This is a genomic window from Lutibacter maritimus (assembly GCF_900116115.1).
Lineage (GTDB): Bacteria > Bacteroidota > Bacteroidia > Flavobacteriales > Flavobacteriaceae > Lutibacter > Lutibacter maritimus.
This window is the reverse complement of the sequence record NZ_FOZP01000003.1, coordinates 269,859-295,674: the sequence shown is the minus strand read 5'-3', so window position 1 is coordinate 295,674 and position 25,816 is coordinate 269,859. Positions and strand designations below refer to the sequence as shown.

General features: G+C 31.4%; 16 protein-coding genes. 12 read left to right on the top strand and 4 right to left on the bottom strand.

Annotated features, from left to right (window positions below; translation table 11 throughout):
* Positions 1 to 18 precede the first annotated feature (18 nt).
* The 8 genes from BM335_RS06820 to BM335_RS06785 are packed head-to-tail and all read left to right on the top strand — an operon-like array spanning position 19 to position 14,613.
* Positions 19 to 2,379: a glycoside hydrolase family 3 C-terminal domain-containing protein gene (locus BM335_RS06820; protein WP_218157808.1), complete on the top strand. Its 2,361-nt coding sequence runs from the start codon at positions 19 to 21 to the stop codon at positions 2,377 to 2,379.
* A gap of 48 nt (positions 2,380 to 2,427) precedes the next feature.
* Positions 2,428 to 3,450, top strand: coding sequence for a glycoside hydrolase family 2 TIM barrel-domain containing protein (locus BM335_RS06815; protein WP_143102392.1), 1,023 nt, complete (start codon positions 2,428 to 2,430; stop codon positions 3,448 to 3,450).
* Positions 3,451 to 3,501: 51 nt separating this feature from the next.
* Positions 3,502 to 5,427 (top strand): glycosyl hydrolase, encoded by a 1,926-nt coding sequence (locus BM335_RS06810; protein ID WP_090224640.1) that lies wholly within the window; start codon positions 3,502 to 3,504, stop codon positions 5,425 to 5,427.
* Between the two features lie 12 nt (positions 5,428 to 5,439).
* Entirely contained in the window at positions 5,440 to 7,569 is a 2,130-nt protein-coding gene (locus tag BM335_RS15975; protein WP_317041027.1) for an ADP-ribosylglycohydrolase family protein, read from the top strand.
* Between the two features lie 15 nt (positions 7,570 to 7,584).
* Positions 7,585 to 8,847: a glycoside hydrolase family 5 protein gene (locus tag BM335_RS06800; RefSeq protein ID WP_245780625.1), complete on the top strand. Its 1,263-nt coding sequence runs from the start codon at positions 7,585 to 7,587 to the stop codon at positions 8,845 to 8,847.
* 29 nt (positions 8,848 to 8,876) lie between these two features.
* Positions 8,877 to 11,189, top strand: a complete 2,313-nt coding sequence (locus tag BM335_RS06795; protein WP_090224634.1) for a glycoside hydrolase family 3 N-terminal domain-containing protein — start codon at positions 8,877 to 8,879, stop codon at positions 11,187 to 11,189.
* Between the two features lie 29 nt (positions 11,190 to 11,218).
* Positions 11,219 to 12,751, top strand: a complete 1,533-nt coding sequence (locus tag BM335_RS06790; RefSeq protein WP_090224632.1) for a CotH kinase family protein — start codon at positions 11,219 to 11,221, stop codon at positions 12,749 to 12,751.
* Between the two features lie 26 nt (positions 12,752 to 12,777).
* Positions 12,778 to 14,613 (top strand): glycoside hydrolase family 2 protein, encoded by a 1,836-nt coding sequence (locus BM335_RS06785; RefSeq protein WP_090224629.1) that lies wholly within the window; start codon positions 12,778 to 12,780, stop codon positions 14,611 to 14,613.
* A 61-nt stretch (positions 14,614 to 14,674) separates the two neighbouring features.
* Here the strand turns inward: BM335_RS06785 and BM335_RS06780 are convergent, their stop codons facing one another.
* Positions 14,675 to 15,679 (bottom strand): sugar kinase, encoded by a 1,005-nt coding sequence (locus tag BM335_RS06780; protein ID WP_090224627.1) that lies wholly within the window; start codon positions 15,677 to 15,679, stop codon positions 14,675 to 14,677.
* Positions 15,680 to 16,236: 557 nt separating this feature from the next.
* Between BM335_RS06780 and leuC the strand changes: the two genes are divergently transcribed.
* From leuC to leuB, 4 genes are all read left to right on the top strand, one after another.
* Positions 16,237 to 17,631, top strand: a complete 1,395-nt coding sequence (gene leuC / locus BM335_RS06775; protein ID WP_090224623.1) for a 3-isopropylmalate dehydratase large subunit — start codon at positions 16,237 to 16,239, stop codon at positions 17,629 to 17,631.
* Positions 17,632 to 17,722: 91 nt separating this feature from the next.
* Positions 17,723 to 18,319: a 3-isopropylmalate dehydratase small subunit gene (gene leuD, locus BM335_RS06770; protein WP_090224621.1), complete on the top strand. Its 597-nt coding sequence runs from the start codon at positions 17,723 to 17,725 to the stop codon at positions 18,317 to 18,319.
* Between the two features lie 112 nt (positions 18,320 to 18,431).
* Positions 18,432 to 19,949 (top strand): alpha-isopropylmalate synthase regulatory domain-containing protein, encoded by a 1,518-nt coding sequence (locus BM335_RS06765; protein WP_090224618.1) that lies wholly within the window; start codon positions 18,432 to 18,434, stop codon positions 19,947 to 19,949.
* A gap of 11 nt (positions 19,950 to 19,960) precedes the next feature.
* Positions 19,961 to 21,019, top strand: coding sequence for a 3-isopropylmalate dehydrogenase (gene leuB, locus BM335_RS06760; RefSeq protein WP_090224615.1), 1,059 nt, complete (start codon positions 19,961 to 19,963; stop codon positions 21,017 to 21,019).
* Between the two features lie 53 nt (positions 21,020 to 21,072).
* Here leuB and BM335_RS06755 read toward each other — a convergent pair whose 3' ends face one another.
* The 3 genes from BM335_RS06755 to BM335_RS06745 form a co-directional block, all read right to left on the bottom strand.
* The gene (locus BM335_RS06755) at positions 21,073 to 23,556 is read right to left on the bottom strand and encodes a heavy metal translocating P-type ATPase (RefSeq protein WP_090224612.1); all 2,484 of its coding nucleotides are present in this window, start codon (positions 23,554 to 23,556) and stop codon (positions 21,073 to 21,075) included.
* Between the two features lie 85 nt (positions 23,557 to 23,641).
* Positions 23,642 to 24,007, bottom strand: coding sequence for a heavy metal-binding domain-containing protein (locus BM335_RS06750; protein ID WP_090224610.1), 366 nt, complete (start codon positions 24,005 to 24,007; stop codon positions 23,642 to 23,644).
* Between the two features lie 23 nt (positions 24,008 to 24,030).
* A complete protein-coding gene (locus tag BM335_RS06745) occupies positions 24,031 to 25,815 on the bottom strand; it encodes an efflux RND transporter periplasmic adaptor subunit (protein ID WP_090224850.1) in 1,785 nt (594 codons plus the stop codon).
* Position 25,816: the final 1 nt, after the last annotated feature.

Sequence of the window (25,816 nt, the reverse complement as noted above, 5' to 3'; positions counted from 1 at the left end):
TAAGTAAAGTTTAAAATAATGAAACAAGGTTTTTTTTACATAACAATTTTTTTAATTTCATCATTTATGAATGCTCAAATATCAGCAAATGATGTTGCGCTTCAAAATAAAATTGAGAAACTAATAGAACAATTAACCATTGAAGAAAAAGTAGCATTGTGTTCAGGAAGAGATGATTGGAGTACAATGCCAATTGAAAGATTAGATATTCCTTGGATTTGGCTTTCAGATGGTCCTCACGGAATACGGCGTGCACCAGCAACAAATAAACCAGGTTACGGAGATCAATTACCAGCCACTTGTTTTCCAACAGCTTCAGCTTTAGCAGCATCTTGGGATATAGATTTGGTTTATAAAGTTGGACAAACTTTAGGCGAAGAATGTCAGGCTTTAGATGTAAATGTTTTATTGGGTCCTGGTGTTAATATTAAACGATCAGTATTAGGCGGCAGAAATTTTGAATATTTTTCAGAAGATCCAATTTTATCAGGTGAAATGGGAGCTGCTTTCATAAATGGTGTCCAAAGTCAAGGCGTTGGAACTTCATTAAAACATTTTGCAGCAAACAATGTAGAAACTATGCGTATGTATAATAACTCAAATGTTGATACACGTACCTTAAATGAAATATATTTAAAACCTTTTGAAATTGCTGTAAAAAAAGCACAGCCATGGACAGTTATGGCTAGCTATAACAGAGTGCAAGGCGAATACGGAACTCAAAACTCATATTTACTAACTGAAAAGTTAAAAAATGAATGGGGCTTTAAAGGGATTGTAATTTCAGATTGGTTTGCCATTGTTGATAGAGTAAAAGCAATGAAAGCAGGAATGCATATTGAAATGCCAAAAGTTAGTGCTGTAAATAATGCCATTGTTGTAGATGCTATTAAAAATGGAATATTAGATATTGCCGTTGTAGATGGTTTAGTAAAAGAAATACTAACAATAGTTTTTAAAGCTAAATCTTTAGAAAAAGAAGGAATACAACTTAATATTGAAAAAGATCACGCATTTGCAAGAAAAGTAGCTGCTGAAGTTGCTACTCTTTTAAAAAATGACAATGAAGTATTACCAATAACTAAAGAAAAATATAAGAAAGTTGCCATTATTGGAGAATTTGCTGTGAATCCTCGATATCAAGGAAATGGAAGTTCACAAGTAAAACCTACTCAACTAGATAAAGCTTTAGATATCATAAAAAATGAATATGGAAAAGATATTAAAATAACCTACGCACAAGGGTATAATTTAGCGGATGATAACGATATATCTTTAATTGAAGAAGCTAAAAAAATAGCTGCTAATGCAGATGTTGCCTTAATTTTTTCTGGATTACCATTACAATACGAGTCTGAAGGAATTGACCGTACGCATATAAATATGCCAGCATCTCATAATAAATTAATTAATGAAATTTCAACTGTTCAAAAAAATACAGTTGTTGTGCTAACAAACGGAAGTGCAGTTACCATGCCTTGGCTTAAAAATGTATCAGGAGTTTTAGAAACTTGGTTGGGAGGACAAGCAGGTGCAGGTGGAATTACAGATGTGTTGTTTGGAAAAGTAAATCCATCAGGAAAATTAGCGGAAACCTTTCCAATGCGTTTAGAAGATACACCAGCGTTTTTTAACTTTCCAGGTGAACAAGGCGATGTGTTGTATGGTGAACGTTTTTTTGTTGGCTACCGTTATTATGATGAACGAAAAATAGAGCCTTTATTTCCTTTTGGATACGGTTTGTCGTATACCAATTTTGAATATAGCAATTTAAAAGTATCATCAAAAAACACCACAGATAAAGAAGGTTTAACAGTTAGTTTAACAGTTAAAAATATTGGAAAAGTAAAAGGTAAGGAAGTAGTTCAGTTGTATGTATCAGACCAAGAAAGTACGTTGCAACGACCAGAAAAAGAGTTGAAGAAATTTGTAAAAATTGAATTAAATCCGGGCGAAGAAAAAACAGTTTCTTTTAAATTGGAAAGTAATGATTTCTCTTATTTTGATTCAAAAAGAAATAGGTGGATTGCTGAAAGTGGCGATTATGTAATTTCAGTTGGAGCTTCATCAAGAGATATTAGAGTGTCTGAAAAAATAAACCTACAATCAACACAATTGGTGCCGTTAGCTTTTGATGAATATACATTTTTTCTTGAGTATTGGAACAATAAACAAACAAGAAAAATTTTATTAGAATACATGCCAAATTGGATAAGAGGTATCGTAACTGAAGGTGATGAAGCTGAAATTAGAGAGTACCAAGGTTTTATGGTAGAGCACCCTTTAATTAAGTATCCATATATAACAAGTGGTGAAATTACTCATGAACAAGTATTGGAAATAGTTGAAAAGTGTAAAAATTTAACATATACACCATAGTTTTTTTATTTCACGTTAAAGCCATGTAATCATAATTTTAATTCTAAAATGATTAAAAAATTAAAAGCAGTTATAACTCTAGGTTTTATTGTGATATTAAATTGCACATTAGTTTGTTGTCAAGAAAAAACCAATCAAGATATCGTAAAAGTTTCTGGTAGAAAAATAGTATTAAACAATAAAAACTATCAAATAAAGGGAGTTTGCTATAACCCAGTTCCGAGAGGGAGTAATGAACGAAGTTTTGAGAATTTAACGCAAGATTTAGCTTTAATGGTTGAAGCTGGTATAAATACTATTCGCGTGTATTCTCCAATTGATGATATCGCTGTATTAAACCAAATAGCAGCATCAAACATTAAAGTTATTATGGGTTTTGGCTACAATCAAAATGGTTATTTTGATATTCTTTCTGGTTCATTTATCAACTATATCAATACCTATAAAAATCATAAAGCTATTTTATTTTGGGAACTTGGAAACGAATACAATTATCACCCAGAATGGTTTGAAAACGATATTAATAATTGGTATAATACATTAAATGCTGCAGCTGATTTAATTCATAAAAATGATGCCAATCATCCGGTAGCAACTGCTCATGGTGAGTTGCCAAGTTTTGAGGTAATTTCATTAAATCCTAATATTGATATTTGGGGATTAAATGTGTATCGATGGGATAATCCTGAAAGTATTTTTAATCAATGGGAAAACTTAAGCAATAAACCAATGTATTTATCTGAAGCAGGTGCTGATAGTTATATGACAATTTCAAAAGATCAATACACAAAAGGAGTCAATGAAAAAGCACAAGCCGATGCTACAAAAAATATTTTAAAAAGCATTTTTGAAAATGATAAAATTTGTGCTGGAGTAGCACTCTTTTCTTTTAATGATGAATTGTGGAAAGCGGGCAATAATAATCAATATAATGCAGGAGGTTGGGCGCCAAATAGCAGTGGTGTTCCATACGATGGTACGCCCAACGAAGAATATTGGGGAATTGTAGATATTGATAGAAACAAAAAAGAAGTTTTTTATAGTATAAAGGAAAAATTCAATAAAAAGTAAGTTTAGAAACCAATTTAAATAAATTTTACGAGTGTAATTAATTAAATAATAATGCCTATAAAAAAAATATTATTTGCAGTAATTTTATCGCTATTTTTTATACACTGCTATGCACAAAATAAAAGTTATAAAAGAGGAGTAGCTTATGGATATCACTCTGCAAATGATATGCAAAAATTCTCAGAAAATATTTCTTGGTGGTACAATTGGGGTGCTCAACCAGAAAATGCAATTCGAACAACTTACCAAAATTATAATGTAGATTTTACACCAATGGCTTGGAATGCTACAGGAATTCCTGCAGTAAATAATTGGGTAAGACAAGATGCTAAAGTAAAATATATTTTAGGTTTTAATGAGCCTAATTTTACAGATCAAGCAAATATGACTCCTTCTCAAGCTGCTGCTGCTTGGCCTTCATTTCAAGCAATAGCTAAAAGTTATAATTTAAAAACTGTTGGGCCTGCAGTAAATTATTGTGGAAATTGTGTGACAGAAAATGGAACAACTTATACAAATGCCTTTACATATTTAGATGATTTTTTTGCAGCTTGTACAGATTGTGAAGTAGATTTTATAGCATTGCATTGGTATGGTAGTGGAAATTCAATCGTTGGTTATGTAAATGATGCCAGAAAATATAACAAACCAATTTGGGTAACAGAATTTGCTTCGTGGGATTATTCTAATCCAGTACAAAATGTAGCTGAACAAAAAAAATATTTGGCAGGAACTGTAAATTTTTTGGAGAGAGATCCAGATATATATCGTTATTCTTGGTTTGTAGGTAGAACTAATTCTGGACAAAATGCATATCCTTATATTGATTTGTATGGTGCTAATGGAGAGCTAACGGAGTTAGGCGAAATTTATATGAAAATTCCTGTGTATGATCCTAACTACAAATTTCAAATTCCAGGTAAAATTGAAGCCGAGGAATACTATTTAATGTCTGGGTTATTCGCTGAAATTACTGAAGATACAGATGGTTTTTTAAACTTAGGATGGGCCGAGAATAATGATTGGGCTTCTTACAAAATTAATGTTACCACAACAGGAACTTATACTATTTCAACAAGAATTGCAGGCTCAGATACTGGGAAAATTGATTTTTTAGTAGACAATCAACTAAAAGCAACTTTAAATACTCCAAATACTGGTGGTTGGCAAAAATGGCAAACAATTACTTCAACAATTGATTTAGAAGCAGGAGAACATCTGCTAAAAATGGTGATAAAAGATGCAGGCTTTAACATTAATTGGATTTCAATTTCAAACAACACAGCGCCTTCAACAAGTTTCGATATTAAAACGGTAGGTGAAACTTGTGAAAATAAAAAAAACGGACAATTAGTTATCACAGCAAAAGATCAGGGTGTTTACAAAGCAACATTAAATGGCGTAGCTTCTACTTTTGCACTCACTAAAATTTATAATAATTTAGCACCAGGTACTTATGATTTGTGTGTTTCAGTAGTTGGAGAAACAACTCAACAATGCTATACATTTGAAATTTCAAAAGGGAAATCGGTTTCAGGAAAAGTAAGCGTTATTAATTCTAAAAGTGTTGAAGTAGAGATTGATAAAGGAACCGCTCCATACAATGTATTTGTTAATAATCAAAAAGCTTTTGACACATCCGCAACACAATTTAACATTAATATACAACAAGGTGATGTTATTCAGGTAAAAACTGCAATTCCCTGTGAAGGCATTATAACAAAAAAAATTAATTTCTTCGATGAAATAAAAGCATTCCCAAATCCTACAAGTGAGAATTTTGAAATTACCTTACCATTTAGTCAAAATCAAGTTCAAATTGCAATTTATAATATGCAAGGAAACTTAATTTTAAATGGTAATTATGCTGTTATTAATGGTAAGGTTTCAATTTCATTAGCTGGGGAAGCATCTGGAGTTTATAACGCAAAAATTGGTGTGTCAGAACCAATAAACTTAAAGATTGTTAAAATTTAAACCAAGTAAATAATGAAACGGATTATTCATGTTTTAGCAGTTTTTTTAATCGGTTTGTCTGTTTTTGGACAACAAATTACCTACGAATTAAAGCAAAATGTACACTATTATAACGATTCGATAAATAAAACAGATACGTATATTAATGAGCGTTGTGTATTAGATATCTACTACCCAAAAAACATTCAAAACTTTGCAACCATAGTGTGGATTCATGGAGGTGGATTAACAAGTTTTCAAAAAGAAATTCCTGAGGAATTAAAAAATAAAGGCGTTGCCATTATTGGTATTAATTATAGGTTGTTTCCAAAAGTAAAAGCACCAGCATATATAGAAGATGCTGCAGCTGCAGTAGCTTGGACCTTCAATAATATTGCAAAATTAGGAGGTAATAATCAGTTGATATTTGTTTCAGGACATTCAGCAGGTGGTTATTTAGCAAGTATGATTGGTTTGGATAAAAAGTGGCTTGCTAAACATAATATTGATGCCAATGCAATTGCAGGAATCATTCCTTTTAGTGGTCATGCAATAACGCATTTTACGGTTAGAGAAGAACGTGGAATTCCAGGAACCCAAGCTATTATTGATGATTTAGCACCATTGTATCACGTACGCGCAGATGCACCACCATTATTGTTGATTACTGGAGATAGAGAATTAGAATTATTAGGGAGATATGAAGAAAATGCCTACCTAATGCGTATGATGAAAATTGTTGGTCATACCAAAACAACACTTCATGAATTAGGTGGTTACGGACATAATATGGCACAACCAGCATTTCCTATTTTATTAAATGAAGTTGAAAAAATATGTAAAGAGAAATCACAAACTAAAATAATATTAGAATCAAAAACAGGTTACAATAATTACGTTCCTAAACCTACTGATAAAGTAATTTCTCGATCCAAATATTTGAATAAATTATACGGTTTTTGGCTTGGAGAATGTATAGGTAATTGGACAGGCTTAGTGACTGAAATGGATAAAATTGGCAATATTGGTGCTATTAAAACAGGTGATTTTTATACCAGAGATGATTGGGGAAAACCAGATCATCCAAGTATTTGGGGTGAAGGAGTGCCAAGCAATTTGTCGCCAACAATAGATTTTGTTTTTGCCAAGAATGATAGTGTTTGGGGTTCTGATGATGATACTGATATTGAATTTATGTACCAACACTTATTACAAAGTAATAAAACAAGCATATTAACTGGCAAACAAATTAGAGAAGGCTGGTTAAAGCATATTAAATTAGAAGAAGAGAATTATTTATGGGTATCAAACCAAAAAGCTTTTGATTTAATGAATGAAGGAATGCTACCGCCAAATACAAGTCTTCCAATAAACAATGAGCATTATGAAATGATTGATGCGCAGTTAACTACAGAAATATTTGGTTTTTTTGCACCTTCTAGACCTGATATAGCCTTAAAAATGGCAAAACTTCCTATCCAAACTACAGCACGTGAAAATGCAGAGTGGATTTCAGAATTTTATGTTATTATGTATTCTTTAGCATCGTATGTTGATGAAAATCAGCCAATAAAAGATCAAATTTTATGGATGGCAAATGAAGCTCGTAAAAGATTGCCAAACAAATCGTATGCTGCTAAAATGTACGATTTTGTAAAGAATAATTACACGTTAAATATTCCTTGGGAGCAAACAAGAGATGAACTTTATCAAAGATATCAAGTAAAACAAGAAGACGGTTATACAATTACTTCAAAAAACTTGTATTGCAACGGTTGTTTTGCTGCAGGAATTAATTTTGGATCGAGTATTATTAGTTTATTATATGGCGAAGGAGATTTAAAAGAAACAATTAAAATAGGAACTTTAGCTGGTTGGGATTCTGACAATCCAACTGCAACTTGGGGTGGACTTTTAGGGTTTATGATGGGAAAAGAAGGAATTGAAAATACTTTTCAAAAAAAATTCTCCAATACGTTTAATATTCATAGAACCAGAACCAATTTTCCAAACAATGGGATATATACTTTTAATGAAATGGCAAAAATAGGTATTGGTATTGTTGATAGAGTTGTTGAAGAAGAAATGGGTGGAGGAGTAGATCTTCAAAAAGATGTATGGTATATACCAATGATTGAATTAAATATTAAAGAAGGTAAATAAACAAAAATAATAAAAATGAAAAATCTTATAAACGTTTTAATAGCAATTGTATTTATTTCAATGGGCATTTCTTGTAACAAGGTTCCTCAAAAAAAACCTGAAAACAAAGTAATAAACACGTTAAGTTTTATTAAAACAAAAGGCACAAAATTAGTGGATGAAAAGGGAAATGAAATCTTTTTAAAAGGAACTAATCTTGGAAATTGGTTAGTGCCAGAAGGCTATATGTTTAAAATGGAACAAGTAAACTCTCCTCGTAAAATAGATGAATTACTATACGAGTTAGTGGGCCCAGATAGTTTACAAGTTTTTTGGAAAGGCTTTTTAGATAATTATATTACACACGATGATATAAAATACTTAAAAAGTATTGGTGTTAATCATTTACGATTACCTTTTCATTATAAAATGTTTACCGATGATTTGTATATGGGTGAAAGAAACGCTGGTTTTAAATATTTTGATAGATTAATTGATTGGTGCAGAGAAGAACAATTGTATGTTTTATTGGATATGCATTGTGCTCCTGGCGGACAAACAGGTGATAATATTGATGATAGTTATGGCTATCCGTATTTGTTTAAAAGTAAATCGTCTCAAGATTTAATGACAAAAATTTGGGTAGATATAGCTAAAAAATACAAAGACGAGCCAGTAGTTATTGGCTATGATATTGTTAACGAGCCAATTGCGCATTATTTTAATGATGAATTAGATGAACTAAATCATCAACTGTATTTGCTATATAACCGTATAATTAAAGAAGTTCGTGCAGTAGATCAAAAACATATCATTTTTTTAAATGGCTCTAATTGGAGTGGAAATTTTGATGTTTTTGAAGAGTTGGTTGATGATAATGTAGTATATGAATTTCATAAATATTGGTTTGATGTAAATCAAGAAGCTATACAAGTTTATTTAGATTTTAGAGAAAAACACAATGTGCCAATTTATATTGGTGAAACTGGTGAAAATACAGATGAGTGGGTTATGGATTTTAGATTGTTATTAGATAAGCACGCTATTAATTGGTGTTTTTGGCCTTATAAAAAAATGAATAACACACGTGGAATTATGAATTTTAAGGAACCAGAAAATTATCATTTAATTACTGAATATGCCAAAAGTGATCGTTCTACATATGCAAAAGTGAGAGAAAACAGGCCAGATATTGTAAAAGTGCAAAAAGCTTTAAATCAATATTTAGAAAATAGTTTGTACAAAAATAATTTTGTGAATAAAGGATATACTAAAGCTTTAAATTTTAAAGTAGATTAAAAAAATATTTAGAATATAATTATACGTAAATGAAGAAAGTAACCCAAATAATTTTAATAATAATGGTTATTATTAGTTGTGATAAAAATGATAAGCCAATCAATAGTGGTGTTAAGGTAAGTGATTTGCAATATGTAGAAACGGAAGCTAAAATACATGAGTTAATTTCAAAAATGACTTTAAAAGAAAAAGCAGGCCAAATGCTAAATATTGGATTGCCATCAATTTTAAAAGGTGAATATTGGGATGTAAGAGATAGCGTAAATTTTGATGAAGAAAAATTCAAAAAATTTATTATTGATTATGCAGTTGGGTCAATTCACAACACACCACAATATCCTGCAGAAAGAGCAGAATGGTTTAAACTCGTTAAAAAAATTCAGGATTCTGCAATGCAAAAAACACGTTTAGGAATACCTGTTTTATATGGTATTGATAATATTCATGGTGCTAATTATGTAAATGGCTCTGTAATATTTCCACATCAAATTGGTGTTGCTGCAACTTGGAATACTAAACTGTCTAAATTAGGAGCCGAAATAACATCGTATGAATCTAGAGCAGGATCACTTCCTTGGAATTTCAATCCAAATGCCGATGTTGCTATGAATCCGCTTTGGGGTAGAATTGCTGAAAGTTTTGGAGAAGATCCGTATTTAATTTCAGAAATGACCAATGCTTACATTGCAGGTTCGCAAGAAAAAGGCTTACAAAATTCAACAAGTACTGCAGTTTGTGTAAAACATTTTATTGGCTATGGCGCTGGAAGAAATGGAAAAGATAGAGCAAATGCTATTATTCCAGAAAACAGTTTGTATCAATACTATTTGCCACCTTTTCAAAAAGCAATTGAAAATGGGGCAATGGGAGTAATGATTAGTTCTAATTCTGTAAATGGGATTCCTTGTCATTTAAACAAGCGCTATATCACCGATATTTTAAAAGGACAATTAAATTTTAAAGGGGTTGTAATTTCCGATTTTAGTGATGTTGAGTTTTTAGTTGTAGCACATGAATCGGCTAAAGATATGCGCGAAGCTACCAAATTAGCTGTAAATGCTGGAATTGATTTGTTAATGAACCCGTATGATGCGAATGTGGTTGATTTGATAGTAGATTTAGTTGAAAAAGGTGAAATATCAAAAGATAGAATTGATGATGCTGTTACGCGAGTTTTACGTTTAAAATTTTATTTAAATCTTTTTGAAAAACCATATAATAATCCAAATGAATACCCAGATTTTGGTAGTGAAAAACACATTGCAGTAAATTATCAAACAGCCAGTGAATCTATTACTTTATTAAAAAATAAAAATGATGTGTTACCGCTTTCAGCTAATAAAAAAATATTGGTAACTGGTTATGCTGCAAATTCTATAAATGTTTTAAACGGTGCTTGGTCACGCTCTTTTTTAGGAAGAGATACCATTTATAACGATCCAAGTAAGCTTACAATTCTGCAGGCTATTAAAAAACAAGTTGGAGCGCAAAATGTAGATTTTGTTGAAGGAACAGATTATTTAGAGGATATAAATTCTGATAAAGCAGTATTAAAAGCTAAAACTGCCGATTATATTGTGGTGTGCGTTGGTGAAATTCCAGCATCAGAAAAACCATCAGATATTAATGAACTAGACTTGCCAAAAGCACAACAAGATTTAGTGAAAAAATTAGCCAAAACAGGAAAACCAATTATTTTGGTAATGGTGCAAGGCAGACCAAGAATTATAAAGGAAATTGAACCATTGGTTGATGGAATTATAATGGGATATTTACCAGGTCAAGAAGGTGGAAGAGCTATTTCTGATGTGATTTTTGGAAACATCAATCCAAGTGGAAAATTACCATATACGTATCCAATGTATTCTGGAAACGCAGTAACGTACTATCATAAAAAAACAGATATCAGAGATGTAAATTGGGGTTATGATGGTTTTTATACGCAGTTTAATTTTGGTTTTGGACTTTCATATACCAATTTTAAATATGAAAATTTAAAAATTAGTAAAGACACAGTTATTGGAAAAGAAAACTTAAAAGTGTCAATTGATGTAAAAAATAGTGGAGCAAGAGAAGGTAAAGAAACGGTTCAAGTGTATTTAAAAGATGTAGTAGCAACAGTGTCGCCAGATTCTAAAAAATTGGTTCGTTTTAATAAGATTCTTTTACAACCGAATGAGGTAAAAACTGTTGAATTTATTTTATCAACCAAAGATTTTGAAAATGTTGGAATTGATAATAAATGGATTGTTGAAGATGGTGATTTTGAAGTACAAGTTGGCCCAAATTCAAAAGACGTATTAAAGCACAAAGTGTATTACAAAAATTCAAATAATAAATAATAAAATATATCCTTATGTAGGATGCCATTATGAAAAATTTTAAAACCCAAATATTACTAAAATCAGTTCAAATACTATTTTTAATTACAGCATTATATTTAACCTCATGCAGTGATAATGAACCTAAAGTTCAGCCAATAGAGGAAGGAACAGAAATGATTGATTTTGCTTTTTTAAAAGCAAATAATCCGAATCTTTCTGGCGATGTTTATTTAAATAAAGAAGGAAATACGTTTAAAGGAAGAGTTCCTTATACTGTAGATATTAAAAATTTAGTTGCTTCATATATTCAAAATGGTTTAGAAGTTGAAGTAAATAATACTGTTCAAGATGCAGGAATTACAGCCAATGATTTTACAAACAAAGTAACTTTTACAGTTAAAACTACTGATGGAAGAGCGCAAGATTATGAAGTTGATGTTACCTATTTTACAGGTTTACCAATTGTATATGTAAATACAGTTGGCAATGTACCAATTGATTCTAAAGATGTTGAAGTTGATGGTTTTTTTGAAGTAAATGGTGTGCGTAATTTTAGCGCCATAGAGTCATCTGAAATGGAAATTAGAGGGAGAGGAAATTCAACCTGGTCGATACATCCTAAAAAACCATATCAAATGAAATTGAGTGATAAAACAGAAGTTTTAGGAATGCCAAAAGATAAAAAATGGATTTTTTTAGCAGAATATTCTGACAAAACGTTGATGCGTAATAAAATTGCTTTTGAAATGGGATACTTAAGTAATTTAGACTGGACACCAAAATCAGAATTTGCAGAAGTTTTTGTAAATAATGAATATGTAGGTACATATAATATTTCTCAAAAAGTAGAAGAAAGTAGTAATAGAGTAAATTTAGGCGATACTGGTTATTTATTAGAAATTGATCAGTTGGAAAGATTAGACCCAGAGGATGTATATTTTAGAACCAATGATTTTTTAATAAATATAAAAGAACCAGATTTAGAATATAATAGTAGTGAATATAATTATGTGAAAGATTTAGTGAATGAATTTGAATTGGTTTTAAAAAGTTCCGATTTTAAAAATCCAACAACAGGCTATGCTAAATATATTGATGTAGATAGTTTTATTGATTGGTATTTAATAAGTGAAATTACTAAAAATCAAGATTCTAGAGATTTTTCAAGTATCTTTTTAAATGTAATGCCAGGCGAAAAAATTAAAATGGGACCACTTTGGGATTTTGATTTAGCCTTTGGAAATGTTAACTATTCAGAGGCTACAAATCCAACGGGTTTTTGGGTAAAAGATCATAAATGGTATGCGCGTCTTTTTCAAGATCCAGTATTTGTAAATAAAGTGAAATCTCGTTTTAGTTATTTTAAAAGCAATCAAAATCTTATTTTAAATAAAATGGATTTTTATGCTAATTATTTGAAATATGCTCAAGATGAAAATGATGCAAAATGGAATGTTTTAGGTAATTATGTATGGCCAAATCCTGTGGTTTACAACACATATCAAGAAGAAGTAAATCACTTAAAAAATTGGTATACAGAACGAATGAATTGGTTGTCAACAGCATACAATAGTTTATAAAATTAAAATAGTAAAATCAATATAAAATGTTTAAAATAAATAGAATCACACTTTTTTTTATAAGTGTTTTTTCAGCATTTTTTCAATTAAATGCTCAAGAAAATTTAATAGTAAATACATATAATAGAACCGTTAAAAGTTTAAATGGCGATTGGAATTATATTGTTGATCCTTATGAAAATGGTTTCTATAATTACCGTTACGAGCCTTTTGAAAATCAAGAAAATCCAGCGAATGGTGCTTTTTTTACAAATGCTAAACCAAAAGATAAGACCGATTTAATTGAGTATGATTTTGATTTATCTGACGTTATTGAAGTGCCAAGTGATTGGAATACGCAAAAAGAAAATTTATATTACTATGAAGGTACAGTTTGGTATAAAAAATCATTCGACTTTGTAAAAACCAATCAAACAAACCGTGTTTTTGTATATTTTGAAGCAGTAAATTACCAAGCCGATGTATATTTCAACGGGAAAAAGTTAGGGAAACATATTGGAGGTTTTACGCCGTTTAATTTTGAAATTACAGATTTATTGAAAGAATCTGATAATTTTTTAGTAGTAAAAGTTGATAATAAACGTAAAAAAGAAGCTGTACCAACCCTTAATACCGATTGGTTTAATTATGGAGGAATTACTAGAGATGTAAAACTTATTGAAACTTCAGCCAACTTTATTCAAGATTATTTTATTCAATTAAATCCTGAAAATAAGCAACAAATAAAAGGTTTTGTGCAACTGAACGGTACTAATATTGCTAACAAAGAAGTGTTTATAACAATTCCTGCACTTAAAATTAAAACAAAAGTTGTAACAGACGCAAAAGGTAAGGCTGCTATTGCATTATATTCAAAAAAAATAAATTATTGGTCAACCAAAAACCCGTATTTGTATGATGTTATTTTAAAATTTGGTGATGATGAATTAAAAGATCAAATTGGTTTTAGGACGATTAAAACCAACGGACAAGAAATTCATTTAAACGATTCAAAAATATTTTTAAAAGGAATATCTATTCATGAAGAAAGTCCAATAAGAGGAGGAAGAGGTTATTCTGTTGAAGATGCACAACAATTGTTAAATTGGGCAAAAGAATTAGGCTGTAATTATGTGCGTTTGGCACATTATCCGCATAACGAACACATGGTTCGTCTAGCAGATAAAATGGGAATATTGGTTTGGGAAGAAAACCCTGTTTATTGGACGATAGCTTGGGATAATAAAGAAACGTATAAAAATGCCGAAAATCAATTATCTGAAGTTATCAATAGAGATAAAAACAGAGCTTCAGTTATTATTTGGTCTATGGCAAATGAAACGCCAACCAGTGAACCTCGTAATATTTTCCTTACTAACTTAGCAAAACATACTAGAGCATTAGATCCAACCAGATTAATTAGTGCCGCTTTAGAGCAATCAAATTATCAAGGAGATTCTTCTGTGAGAACTATTCATGATTCTTTTGCAGATGTTGTTGATGTACTTAGTTTTAACCAATACGTTGGTTGGTATGATGGTTTGCCAGAAAAGTGTGGGCAAATTACTTGGAAAATAACGCAAAATAAACCTGTTTTAATTTCTGAATTTGGTGCTGGTGCTAAAGTTGGTTTACACGGCGATAAATTAACGCGTTGGACAGAAGAATACCAAGAAGATGTTTATATCCAAACGTTAAAAATGTTAGAAGGTATTGAGCAATTACAAGGTTTTTCACCTTGGATTTTAGTAGATTTTAAATCGCCAAGAAGAGTATTGCCAAAAATTCAAGATGGATATAACAGAAAAGGCTTAATTTCTGAAGATGGGCAAAAGAAAAAAGCTTTTTATGTGTTGAAAAATTTCTACGATGCTAAAAATTAAAAGACTTTAAATTAATAAAGAGGTTGGTGTAATTTTCAAATTTCAACCAACCTCTTTAAAATTACCTGTTAAGTCTGCCAGAGATATTTCCTTCTAAAATATTCATAACTTCATCCACCGAAGAAAAGTTAACATCGCCTTCGTACGTGTGTTTTAAAGCACTTGATGCACTTGCAAATTCCATAGATTTGTAATCATCAAAATGTTGTAATCCATAAATTAAACCAGCTGCAAAAGCATCGCCAGTTCCAATTCTATCAATAATATGGGTAATATCTAAATCTTGGGTTTCCCTAAATTCTTTACCATTCCACATTCTAGCTCTAATTTTATTCCATGAGGAATTTACAGCAGTTCTAATTTTATCAAAAACCTTTTCTATAGATGGGAATTTTTGCATCAATTGTTTGCTGGCCTCAATAAAATCTTCTTCAGAGTAGCTATAGTTTGTTCCTAAAACTTCATTTATTTCATTAACTCCACCAATAAAAATGGTAGAATAATTTAATAAATCACTAAGCACATCTTTTGCATCTTCACCATATTTCCACAATCCTTTTCTATAGGTTGGATCGGCAGAAACTGTCATTCCTTTTTTACGGGCTAAAATTAAACCTTCTTTTAATGTTTCATAACCGCCTTTGCAAAGTGCCGGAGTAATACCTGTCCAATGAAACCATTTTCCACCTTCTAAAGAGGTTTCCCAATTTACCATAGATGGTTGAATTTCAGAAAAAGAGGAATGAGATCTGTTATAAGATATAGTGCTTGGGCGCATTACCGCTCCAACTTCTAAAAAATAAACGCCTAATGGGCGATTAGATCTTACAATTGCAGAGGTATCTACTCCAAATTTTTGAAGATATGATTTTGCGGTATCTCCAACAAAATCATTAGATATACAACTAATATGTTTTACATCTCCACCAAAGTTTGCGATAGAAATACCAACATTTACTTCGGTTCCTCCAAAATAAAATTCCAATAAATTAGATTGAATAAATTTTTTGTTGCCTTGAGGAGATAAACGCATAAGTATTTCTCCAAAAGTGATAATCTGGCTCATAATATGTTTTTTAATGGGCTAAAATTAAAAAATTGAAACTGTAATTAAATAACTTTTGTCATAGAATACACGAATATGCATAATTTGTTATTTTTTTGATAAAAATAATAAATGAAACTCAAGTGTTTTTTTTTGAATATCGTAGTATCATTTTAAAAGAAATAACCCTGTTTTTACGCAATAATAGTTTGATTTTTATAAGAAAGGCAAAAATTTAAAATTCATTTATAAATTATTGTGCCTATTAAAAATGTATTAAAAATAGGTTTTTATTGAATGGTATATAATTCTTAAGGATTAACTACGGTAAAATATATGAAATAATCAATTTGAAAAATATTTAAACAAACTTCTTAAAAGTTAATTCTATAATTTTTTAAAACACTAAAAAACGTGTTGTTTAATAGCATAACAGAATTCAGTAAAAGTGAAAAGTTAATAAAACTACTTTTGGGTATCGTATATATTAATTATTCAACGTAGGTTCTTTTTAGCTTTTTTTAAATTTGCAACGTTTTTAAATTTAATTAAGAAGTAAATACAATAAAAAAAGATAAATGAGCACTACATTATTTGACAAAGTATGGGATTCACACGTAGTTCGTAAAATTAAAGACGGACCAGATGTGTTGTTTATTGATAGACATTTGATACATGAAGTTACAAGTCCTGTTGCTTTTTTAGGATTAAAAAGCAGAAATAATACAGTTTTATTTTCAGAAAGAACTTTTGCTACAGCCGATCATAATACACCAACCATAAATCAACATTTACCAGTTGAAGACCCTTTATCGGCAAATCAATTAAAAGCATTAGAAGAAAATTCTGCCGAATACGGAATTTCTCACTGGGGATTAGGACATCAAAAAAATGGAATTGTGCACGTTGTAGGTCCAGAGAACGGAATTACATTACCAGGCGCAACTATTGTTTGTGGAGACTCGCACACATCTACACACGGAGCTTTTGGTGCAATTGCCTTTGGTATTGGTACTTCAGAAGTAGAAATGGTACTTTCATCGCAGTGTATTATGCAGCCAAAACCTAAAAAAATGCGAATTAATATTACGGGCGAACTTGGCTTTGGAGTAACACCAAAAGATGTTGCGTTGTTTATTATTTCTAAATTAACAACTTCGGGTGCAACAGGTTATTTTGTTGAATATGCAGGTGACGTATTTAAGCAAATGACTATGGAAGGTCGTATGACCGTATGTAATTTAAGTATTGAAATGGGCGCAAGAGGCGGAATTATTGCACCTGATGAAAAAACATTTGAGTATATAAAAGATCGTTTATATACGCCAAAAGGTGCTGCTTGGGATAAAGCAATGGACTATTGGAAAACATTAACTACCGATGCGGATGCAGTTTTTGATAAAGAATTAACTTTTGATGGAAGCGATATTGAACCAATGATTACTTATGGAACAAATCCAGGTATGGGAACAGGTATTTCTCAAAATATTCCAAAAGCTGAAGATGTTGAAGGCGGTGTTGCAACCTACAAAAAATCATTAGATTATATGGGGTTTGCAGAAGGTGACACAATGATTGGAAAACCAGTTGATTACGTGTTTATTGGAAGTTGTACCAACGGAAGAATTGAAGATTTTAGAGCGTTCGCTTCTATTGTAAAAGGAAGAAAAAAAGCCGATAACATTACCGCTTGGCTAGTACCAGGATCGCACGTTGTTGAAGCGGCTATAAAAGAAGAAGGCTTGTTAGATATTTTTACAGCAGCTGGATTTGTATTGCGCGAGCCAGGATGTTCTGCGTGTTTAGCAATGAATGATGATAAAGTTCCTGCTGGAAAAGTAGCAGTAAGTACATCAAACAGAAACTTTGAAGGGCGCCAAGGTCCAGGATCAAGAACGTTATTAGCAAGTCCGTTAGTTGCTGCTGCAACTGCAGTTACAGGTGTTGTAACAGATCCGAGAACACTTTTGTAATTGAAAGATTTAAAATTTAAAAATTAAATGTTTAGGTTTTACTTGTTTAAGAGAACTAACAACTAAAAACCAAGAACTAAAAACTAAACACATGGCATACGATAAATTTCAAATATTAAAAAGTACCGCAGTACCATTACCAATTGAAAATGTAGATACTGATCAAATTATACCAGCACGTTTTTTAAAAGCAACAGAACGTAAAGGATTTGGTGATAATTTATTTAGAGATTGGAGATATAATTCAGACAATACTCCAAAAGAACAATTTATATTAAACAACCCAATTTATAAAGGAAAAATATTAGTAGGAGGTAAAAACTTTGGATCAGGTTCATCAAGAGAACATGCTGCTTGGGCAGTGTATGATTACGGATTTAGATGCGTTGTTTCAAGCTTTTTTGCCGATATTTTTAGAGGTAACTGTTTAAACATTGGCGTACTTCCAGTTCAAGTTAGTGCAGGTTTTTTAGATAAAATATTTAAAGCAATTGAAGCAAATCCAGCAACAGAATTAGAGATTGATTTGCCAAAACAAACCATCACGTTATTAGCAACTGGTGCGCAAGAATCTTTTGAAATAAATGACTATAAAAAACAAAATATGATCAATGGTTTTGATGATATAGATTATTTAACAAAAATGAAAGCTGAAATTCAGGAATTTGCTGAAAACAGGCCGTTTTAGTAAAAAATTAAATGATTAAATTGTCACATTGAGCGCAGTCGAAATGTTTAACAATTTAGAAAAAAGGATTTCTCGACTGCGCTCGAAATGACAATAATCTTATTTATAAAAGATGCAAAAAAGGAAAATAGAAATAATGGACACCACACTCCGTGATGGTGAACAAACCTCAGGAGTCTCTTTTTCTTCTGCAGAAAAATTAACAATTGCAAAATTACTATTAGAAGAACTACATATTGATAGAATTGAAGTAGCCTCGGCAAGAGTATCAGAAGGAGAATTTCAGGCAGTAAAAAACATTACAGATTGGGCATCAAAATATGGACATATTAATAAGGTTGAAATGTTAACTTTTGTTGATGGAGGCCAATCGATACAATGGATGAAAGGTGCTGGTGCAAAAGTTCAAAATTTATTAACCAAAGGTTCTTTAAATCATTTAACACATCAACTAAAAAAAACACCAGAACAACATTTTGCTGAAATAAAAGAAGTAATTGATTTAGCGCAAAAAGAAGGAATTACAACAAATGTGTATTTAGAAGATTGGAGTAATGGAATGCGAAATTCTGAAGCATATGTATTTCAATTTTTAGATTTTTTAGTAACACAACCTGTTGCCAGAATATTATTACCAGATACTTTGGGTGTGTTAACGCCTGCAGAAACTAAAGAATTTGTTTCAAAAATAACTGCTAAATACCCAAATATTCATTTCGATTTTCACGCGCATAATGATTATGATTTAAGCGTTGCAAACGTAATGGAGGCATTATATGCAGGTGCAAAAGGTGTTCATTTAACTGTGAATGGAATGGGTGAACGCGCTGGAAATGCACCTTTAGCAAGTGTTGTTGCTGTAATTAACGATTTCTTTAAAGATGAAATTGAAGTGTCAGTAAAAGAAACTTCATTATATTCTGTAAGTAAGTTAATAGAAACTTTTTCAGGAGTTAGAATTCCATCAAACAAACCAATTGTTGGTGATAATGTGTTTACACAAACTGCGGGTATTCACGCAGATGGTGATAATAAAAACAACCTGTATTTTAACGATTTAATGCCTGAACGTTTTGGGAGAAAACGTAAATACGCATTAGGAAAAACATCAGGAAAAGCGAATATTGAAAAGAATCTTCAAGAATTAGGGCTAACTTTAAATAATGAAGATTTAAAGAAAGTTACCCAACGTATTATTGAATTGGGTGATAAAAAAGAATTGGTTACCAAAGAAGATTTACCGTACATTATTTCTGATGTATTAAATAGTAATTTATATCAAGAACGCATTACTATTGAGTCGTATGTACTTACGCATTCAAAAGGATTAAAACCTTCAACAACTGTTTTAGTTAAAATTGATGGTAATGCTTACGAAGAACATGCGCAAGGTGATGGTCAGTTTGATGCTTTTATGAATGCCTTAAAAAAATTGTATAAAAAGAAAAAAATGATATTGCCAAAGTTAGTAGATTACGCAGTTAGAATTCCGCCAGGAAGTACTTCTGATGCCTTGTGTGAAACTATTATAACTTGGGAAAACGACCATAAAAGATTTATAACAAGAGGGCTAGATTCGGATCAAACAGTATCTGCAATTAAAGCCACACAAAGAATGTTAAATATATAAAATTAGAATAAATGAAATTGAATATTGCACTTTTAGCAGGAGATGGAATTGGTCCTGAAGTAATTGATCAGGCAGTAAAAGTTTGTAATGCCGTTGCTGTAAAATTTAACCATGAAATTAATTGGACGCCTGCATTAACTGGATCTGCAGCTATTGATGCTTGTGGTGAACCTTATCCTGATGAAACTCATGAAATTTGCGTAAATGCAGATGCTGTATTATTTGGCGCAATTGGACATCCAAAATATGATAACGATCCATCAGCAAAAGTTCGTCCAGAGCAAGGTTTGTTAAAAATGCGTAAAAAATTAGGCCTATTTGCCAATGTACGCCCAACATTTACTTTTCCATCATTAATTGATAATTCTCCGTTAAAAAGAGAACGTATTGAAGGAACTGACTTGGTTTTTTTACGTGAATTAACAGGTGGAATTTATTTTGGAGAAAAAGGAAGAAGAGATGATGGAGAAACAGCATTTGATAACTGCGTATATACACGTGCTGAGGTTCAACGTTTAGCAAAAAAAGGGTTTGAATTAGCGATGACACGTTCAAAAAAATTATGTTGTGTGGATAAAGCAAACGTATTAGAAACCTCACGTTTATGGAGAGAAACAGTACAAGCCATGGAAAATGAATATCCAGAAGTTACAGTTTCGTATGAATTTGTTGATGCTGTTGCAATGCGTTTAGTTCAATGGCCAAATAGTTATGATGTTTTAATTACCGAAAATTTATTTGGAGATATTTTAACGGATGAAGCTTCTGTAATTTCAGGATCTATGGGATTAATGCCAAGTGCTTCTGTGGGTGAAAAAACATCGTTATACGAACCTATTCATGGTTCTTATCCACAAGCAACAGGTTTAGATATTGCAAATCCGTTAGCAACAATTTTATCTGCAGCTATGATGTTTGAAGATGCTTTTGGTTTAACTCAAGAAGCTGAAGCCATTAAAAATGTTGTAAATAAATCTTTGGTAGAAGGTATTGTAACTGAAGATTTATCAGGAAAAAACAAAGCCTATAAAACAAGTGAAGTAGGAGATTGGTTAGCTAAAAATATTTAAATAACTATTATAAAAAAAGAAAAAGCCGTTTATATAAACGGCTTTTTCTTTTTTTATAATTTAACAGACCTTAATCTTAACGAATTTGTAATTACCGAAACGGAACTAAAACTCATAGCCAAAGCAGCTATAATTGGCGATAGTAACATGCCAAAAAATGGATAAAGCAAACCGGCAGCAATTGGTACACCCAAAATATTATAAGCAAATGAGAAAAATAAATTTTGTTTGATATTTTTCATCACAGCGTGACTTAAATATTTTGCTTTAACAATACCCTTTAAATCGCCTTTTACCAAAGTTATTTCAGAACTTTCAATAGCAATATCTGTTCCTGTGCCCATTGCTATTCCTATATTTGCTTGTGCTAAAGCTGGTGCATCATTAATACCATCACCTGCCATTGCAACAATTTTACCTTCAGATTGTAATTTTTTAATAAACTCTAATTTATCTTCAGGCAAACAACTTGCTTTAAAACTAGTTAAATTCAATTCCTTGGCAACTGCTTTTGCAGTGTTTTCATTATCACCCGTAAGCATAATTACTTCAACGCCATTGGCTATTAAATGTTCAACAGCTTGTTTGCTAGTTTTTTTAATAGCATCAGAAATACTTACATAACCAACGGCTGTATTATTTATAGCAATAAATGAAACTGTTTTCCCTAAACGCTGCTCTTTAAGCACTTCATTTTTTAAGGTATTTGAAACCGTAACATCTAATTTTAGCATCAATTTTTCGTTTCCTAAGGCAATATTTTCTTTATCAATAGTACCAACAACACCCATTCCAGCATACGTTTCAAAGTTTTTAACTGTTGAAAATTGACTGTCATTTTTTTTAGCATAATCAACTATTGCTTGTGCTAAAGGATGTTCACTGTTTTGATTTAAAGAGCCAATATAACCAAGCAAGTCGGTTGATTCATTATCTACAGAATATACTTTTTCTACTGATGGTTTTCCTTCAGTAAGCGTTCCCGTTTTATCGGTAATTAATACATCAATTTTGTTCATTAATTCTAAAGCTTCAGCATTTTTTATAAGAATTCCGTTTTGTGCACCTTTACCAACACCCACCATAACTGACATTGGCGTTGCTAAACCTAATGCACACGGACAAGCAATAATTAAAACAGCTACAGCATTTACAAAAGCATATACTAATGCAGGATTAGGTCCAAAATACGCCCAAACTATAAAAGTTATAATAGCGATTATCACCACAATTGGTACAAAATATTTTGAGATAGTGTCTGCTAATTTTTGAATAGGTGCTCGTGAGCGACTGGCATCACTTACCATTTGAATAATTTGAGCTAACAAAGTTTCTGCACCAACTTTTTCAGCTTTCATTATAAATGATTTTGTGCCATTGATGGTTCCTGAACTTACTTTGTCAGATTCTTCTTTATCAACCGGAATTGGTTCACCTGTAATCATAGATTCATCAATACTGCTAGCTCCTTCAGTAATAACGCCATCAACTGGTATTTTTTCGCCAGGTTTAACGCGTAGTAAATCACCTTTTTTTATGGAATTTATAGATACTATTTTGTCTTCACCATCACTAACCAATGTTGCTTGTGAAGGTGCTAGTTTTAAAAGTGCTTTAATAGCGCCACTTGTTTGGCTATGGGCTCTAGCTTCTAACAATTGTCCCAATAAAACCAAGGTTAAAATTACTGCAGTTGCTTCAAAATATAAACCAACTTCCCCGGATGCGCTTTTAAATTCATCTGGAAAAATGGCAGGAAATAGCAAACCAATAATGCTAAATAAAAATGCGGCTCCAGTTCCAATACCAACTAAAGTAAACATGTTTAAATTCCAGGTAATTATAGATTTCCAGGCACGTTCATAAAACATCCAACAGGTATAAAATACAATGGGTAGTGTTAAAATGAATTGCAACCAGTCCCAATAAACTTGTGGCATTAATTTTGGCAATGGATTTGATGGTAAATGCATTGACATAGAAATAATAAAAACAGGAAGTGCAAAAGCAATAGATAGTTTCATTTTTTTTAACAAACGATCGTACGTTTTGCTTTCTGCGCTTTTTTCTGGAGTTGTAGGAACTAAATCCATGCCGCAAACAGGACAATCTCCAGGACTATCTTTTACTACTTCAGGATGCATTGGGCAAGTATATTGACTGTCTTCAGTAAGTTTTGGCTGTTCTACTAAATCCATACCGCAAACAGGACAATCTCCCATTTTGTTATAGGTTTTGTTTCCTTCACAATGCATTGGGCAATAAAAAACGCCATTACCATCTACTGGTTTTACGGTTACTTTTGGTGTATTTTTTTCATTTGGATCATCTATTGAAATGGTATAATGCAATCCAGCATTTAAAAATTCTTGTTGTAATTTCTCAATTGGAATATGAGATTCCATTTCAATAGTGGCTTTTTCTTCTTTTAAATCAACAGTTGCATTTAGTACACCATTTATATTGTTTAAAGTATTTTCTACGTTGGTTCTGCAGCCATTACATGACATTCCAGTTATTTTATATAGGTGTTTCATAATTAGTTTAATTTAAGAAAATTAATATTGAAAGAAAAATGAGTGTTGAATTCATTCGTGTTAAAGTATCCAACACTCGTAAAAATTACTTTTTTTGATCGGTGTCTTTCGTTTCTTTTTTAAGTACGAGTTTCATACCGCATTTAGAACAATTGGCAGGTTTATTACTTTTAATATCTGCATGCATTGGACAAGAATATACCGGCTGCTTCATAAGTTTATGTTTCATTTTGGTAGAATCAGTTTTCAGTTCCATTTTTTTTAAATCCATTTTACAAATAGAACAAGTGCCCGGTTTTTCACTTTTAATATCCGCATGCATTGGGCACACATACATTACTTTTTCTACGTGTTTGTGTGCAGTTGTTTTTACTTCTTTTTGTTGTGCTTTTGCTGTACTTATTGAAAAAAGTACAAAAGCCATGAGTACAATACTAATTTTTGTTTTCATTTTTTAATTATTTTAAAGTGTTATTATTTATTAATTATTGTTGTTGTTGAGCCACATTTTAGCATTTTACTACCAAAATACGGATTGTTAATTGCTGCTGATGTACTTAACCAATAAGCACCATGGTCATCATTAGCCATTGGGCAAAATTGCTCATATACCATTTTATTTATGCCAAATAGTTTAATGGCTTTTATAAGTTGTGTAGAAATATCTTTAAAGTGATCTCTTTGAATTTCTATATCATAAGTTTCAGAAACATACGTTGTTAGGGTTTTAATTTTTGTATGTATAACCATCCATTGGGTATGTGCTTCATTATTAGTCAATAATTTCATATTAACCTTACTTAGTTGTTTTAATAAATTTTGAGCAGCTGTTTTAGCTTTATTACCATTATCAGCAACCAATGCATCTTTTAAATTTAGGTATATTTCAAATACATTATTTAATTGTTGTTGAAATTGTTTTGAAACCACCATGGTAGTTTCCATATTTGTTTGACTGTCTGTTGAATTATTTATTGTTGCTGTATTGTTGTGGTTTGAGTGGTCAGTAGCAGCTTTGCCACCTTCTAAATTCATCATACTTGGTTTTCCTGCTAATTGCGAAGCCGCATCCACCGTAAATGTTCCGTTTACTACAATTTCTTCACCAGTTTCAAGACCAGATTTTATAATATAAGCATTGCCAAGCGATGCGCCTAATGTTACTTCTCTTAAGGTAAAGTTTATAGCATTTTCAGTTTTATTTTTTACATAGATTACCGATCTTTCACCTGTCCACAAAATAGCAGATTTAGGAATTATAAGTTCTTTTGAATTGTTTGTACTCAGGTTGTTTTTTAAAATTCCAGTCACAAACATTTCAGGTTTTAAGTTATTTTTATCATTTTTAACTTCAACTCTTGCTGTGGCAACTCTTGTTTGCGCATTAATTATAGGATCAATAAAAGAGATTGTTCCTTCAAACGTTTTACCTGGAATTGATTGAACGGTATATGAAACTTTGTCACCTACTTTTACCCAAGCCATATCACTTTCATACACATCAAAAAGTACCCAAAGTGATGATAAATCGGCAATTTCATATATTGGCATTCCTCGGTTTACATAATCACCAAGCTCCACTTTTTTAGCGGTAATAATTCCTGAAACATCTGCAGTAATTGGAAACTGTTGTATTGTTTTACTAGTACTAATAATTGTATTGATCGTTTTTTCACCAATTTTCCAATTCTTTAATTTTTGTTTGGCAGCATCAAACAATTCAGGTTGCGAATTTTTGATAGCATACGACTGTAACAATTCTTCTTGCGCAGTTACAAGATCAGGCGAATATATATAAGCTAAAGTTTGCCCTTTATACACGCTTTCACCCGTAAAATTGATGCTTAAATTTTCAATTCTTCCAGGGATATGTGAAGATTGCGTATACACTTTTCGTTCATCAACCTGTACTTTTCCATTTAAGCGAAGTTCTTTATTGGCTTCTTTAGTGCCTACTATCATCGTTTGAACGTTTGCTAACTTTAGTGCATTTTCACTCATTTGAAGTGCGTTTGGATCGGTTTCTACATCATTTTTAGCCATAGGAATTAAATCCATCCCACAAAGCGGACATTGGCCTGCTTCATCTTTACGAATTTGAGGATGCATAGAGCAAGTCCAAATAGTTGCTTCTTGTTCAGCAGTATGATTGTGTGTATTATTAGCGGCATCGTTACCACCAAAAAGTATCCAACCTAGTAAAATTCCTATAAAAAGGAGGCCTACTATTTTTAGAGTGTTTTTTATTTTTGTTGTCATT

What these genes read in the sequence shown, in the direction of transcription:
- BM335_RS06820 (WP_218157808.1), top strand. Translation starts at nt 19, where the DNA reads ATGAAACAAGGTTTTTTTTACATAACAATTTTTTTAATTTCATCATTT.
- BM335_RS06815 (WP_143102392.1), top strand. Translation starts at nt 2,428, where the DNA reads ATGATTAAAAAATTAAAAGCAGTTATAACTCTAGGTTTTATTGTGATA.
- BM335_RS06810 (WP_090224640.1), top strand. Translation starts at nt 3,502, where the DNA reads ATGCCTATAAAAAAAATATTATTTGCAGTAATTTTATCGCTATTTTTT.
- BM335_RS15975 (WP_317041027.1), top strand. Translation starts at nt 5,440, where the DNA reads ATGAAACGGATTATTCATGTTTTAGCAGTTTTTTTAATCGGTTTGTCT.
- BM335_RS06800 (WP_245780625.1), top strand. Translation starts at nt 7,585, where the DNA reads ATGAAAAATCTTATAAACGTTTTAATAGCAATTGTATTTATTTCAATG.
- BM335_RS06795 (WP_090224634.1), top strand. Translation starts at nt 8,877, where the DNA reads ATGAAGAAAGTAACCCAAATAATTTTAATAATAATGGTTATTATTAGT.
- BM335_RS06790 (WP_090224632.1), top strand. Translation starts at nt 11,219, where the DNA reads ATGAAAAATTTTAAAACCCAAATATTACTAAAATCAGTTCAAATACTA.
- BM335_RS06785 (WP_090224629.1), top strand. Translation starts at nt 12,778, where the DNA reads ATGTTTAAAATAAATAGAATCACACTTTTTTTTATAAGTGTTTTTTCA.
- BM335_RS06780 (WP_090224627.1), bottom strand. Translation starts at nt 15,679, where the DNA reads ATGAGCCAGATTATCACTTTTGGAGAAATACTTATGCGTTTATCTCCT.
- leuC (WP_090224623.1), top strand. Translation starts at nt 16,237, where the DNA reads ATGAGCACTACATTATTTGACAAAGTATGGGATTCACACGTAGTTCGT.
- leuD (WP_090224621.1), top strand. Translation starts at nt 17,723, where the DNA reads ATGGCATACGATAAATTTCAAATATTAAAAAGTACCGCAGTACCATTA.
- BM335_RS06765 (WP_090224618.1), top strand. Translation starts at nt 18,432, where the DNA reads ATGCAAAAAAGGAAAATAGAAATAATGGACACCACACTCCGTGATGGT.
- leuB (WP_090224615.1), top strand. Translation starts at nt 19,961, where the DNA reads ATGAAATTGAATATTGCACTTTTAGCAGGAGATGGAATTGGTCCTGAA.
- BM335_RS06755 (WP_090224612.1), bottom strand. Translation starts at nt 23,556, where the DNA reads ATGAAACACCTATATAAAATAACTGGAATGTCATGTAATGGCTGCAGA.
- BM335_RS06750 (WP_090224610.1), bottom strand. Translation starts at nt 24,007, where the DNA reads ATGAAAACAAAAATTAGTATTGTACTCATGGCTTTTGTACTTTTTTCA.
- BM335_RS06745 (WP_090224850.1), bottom strand. Translation starts at nt 25,815, where the DNA reads ATGACAACAAAAATAAAAAACACTCTAAAAATAGTAGGCCTCCTTTTT.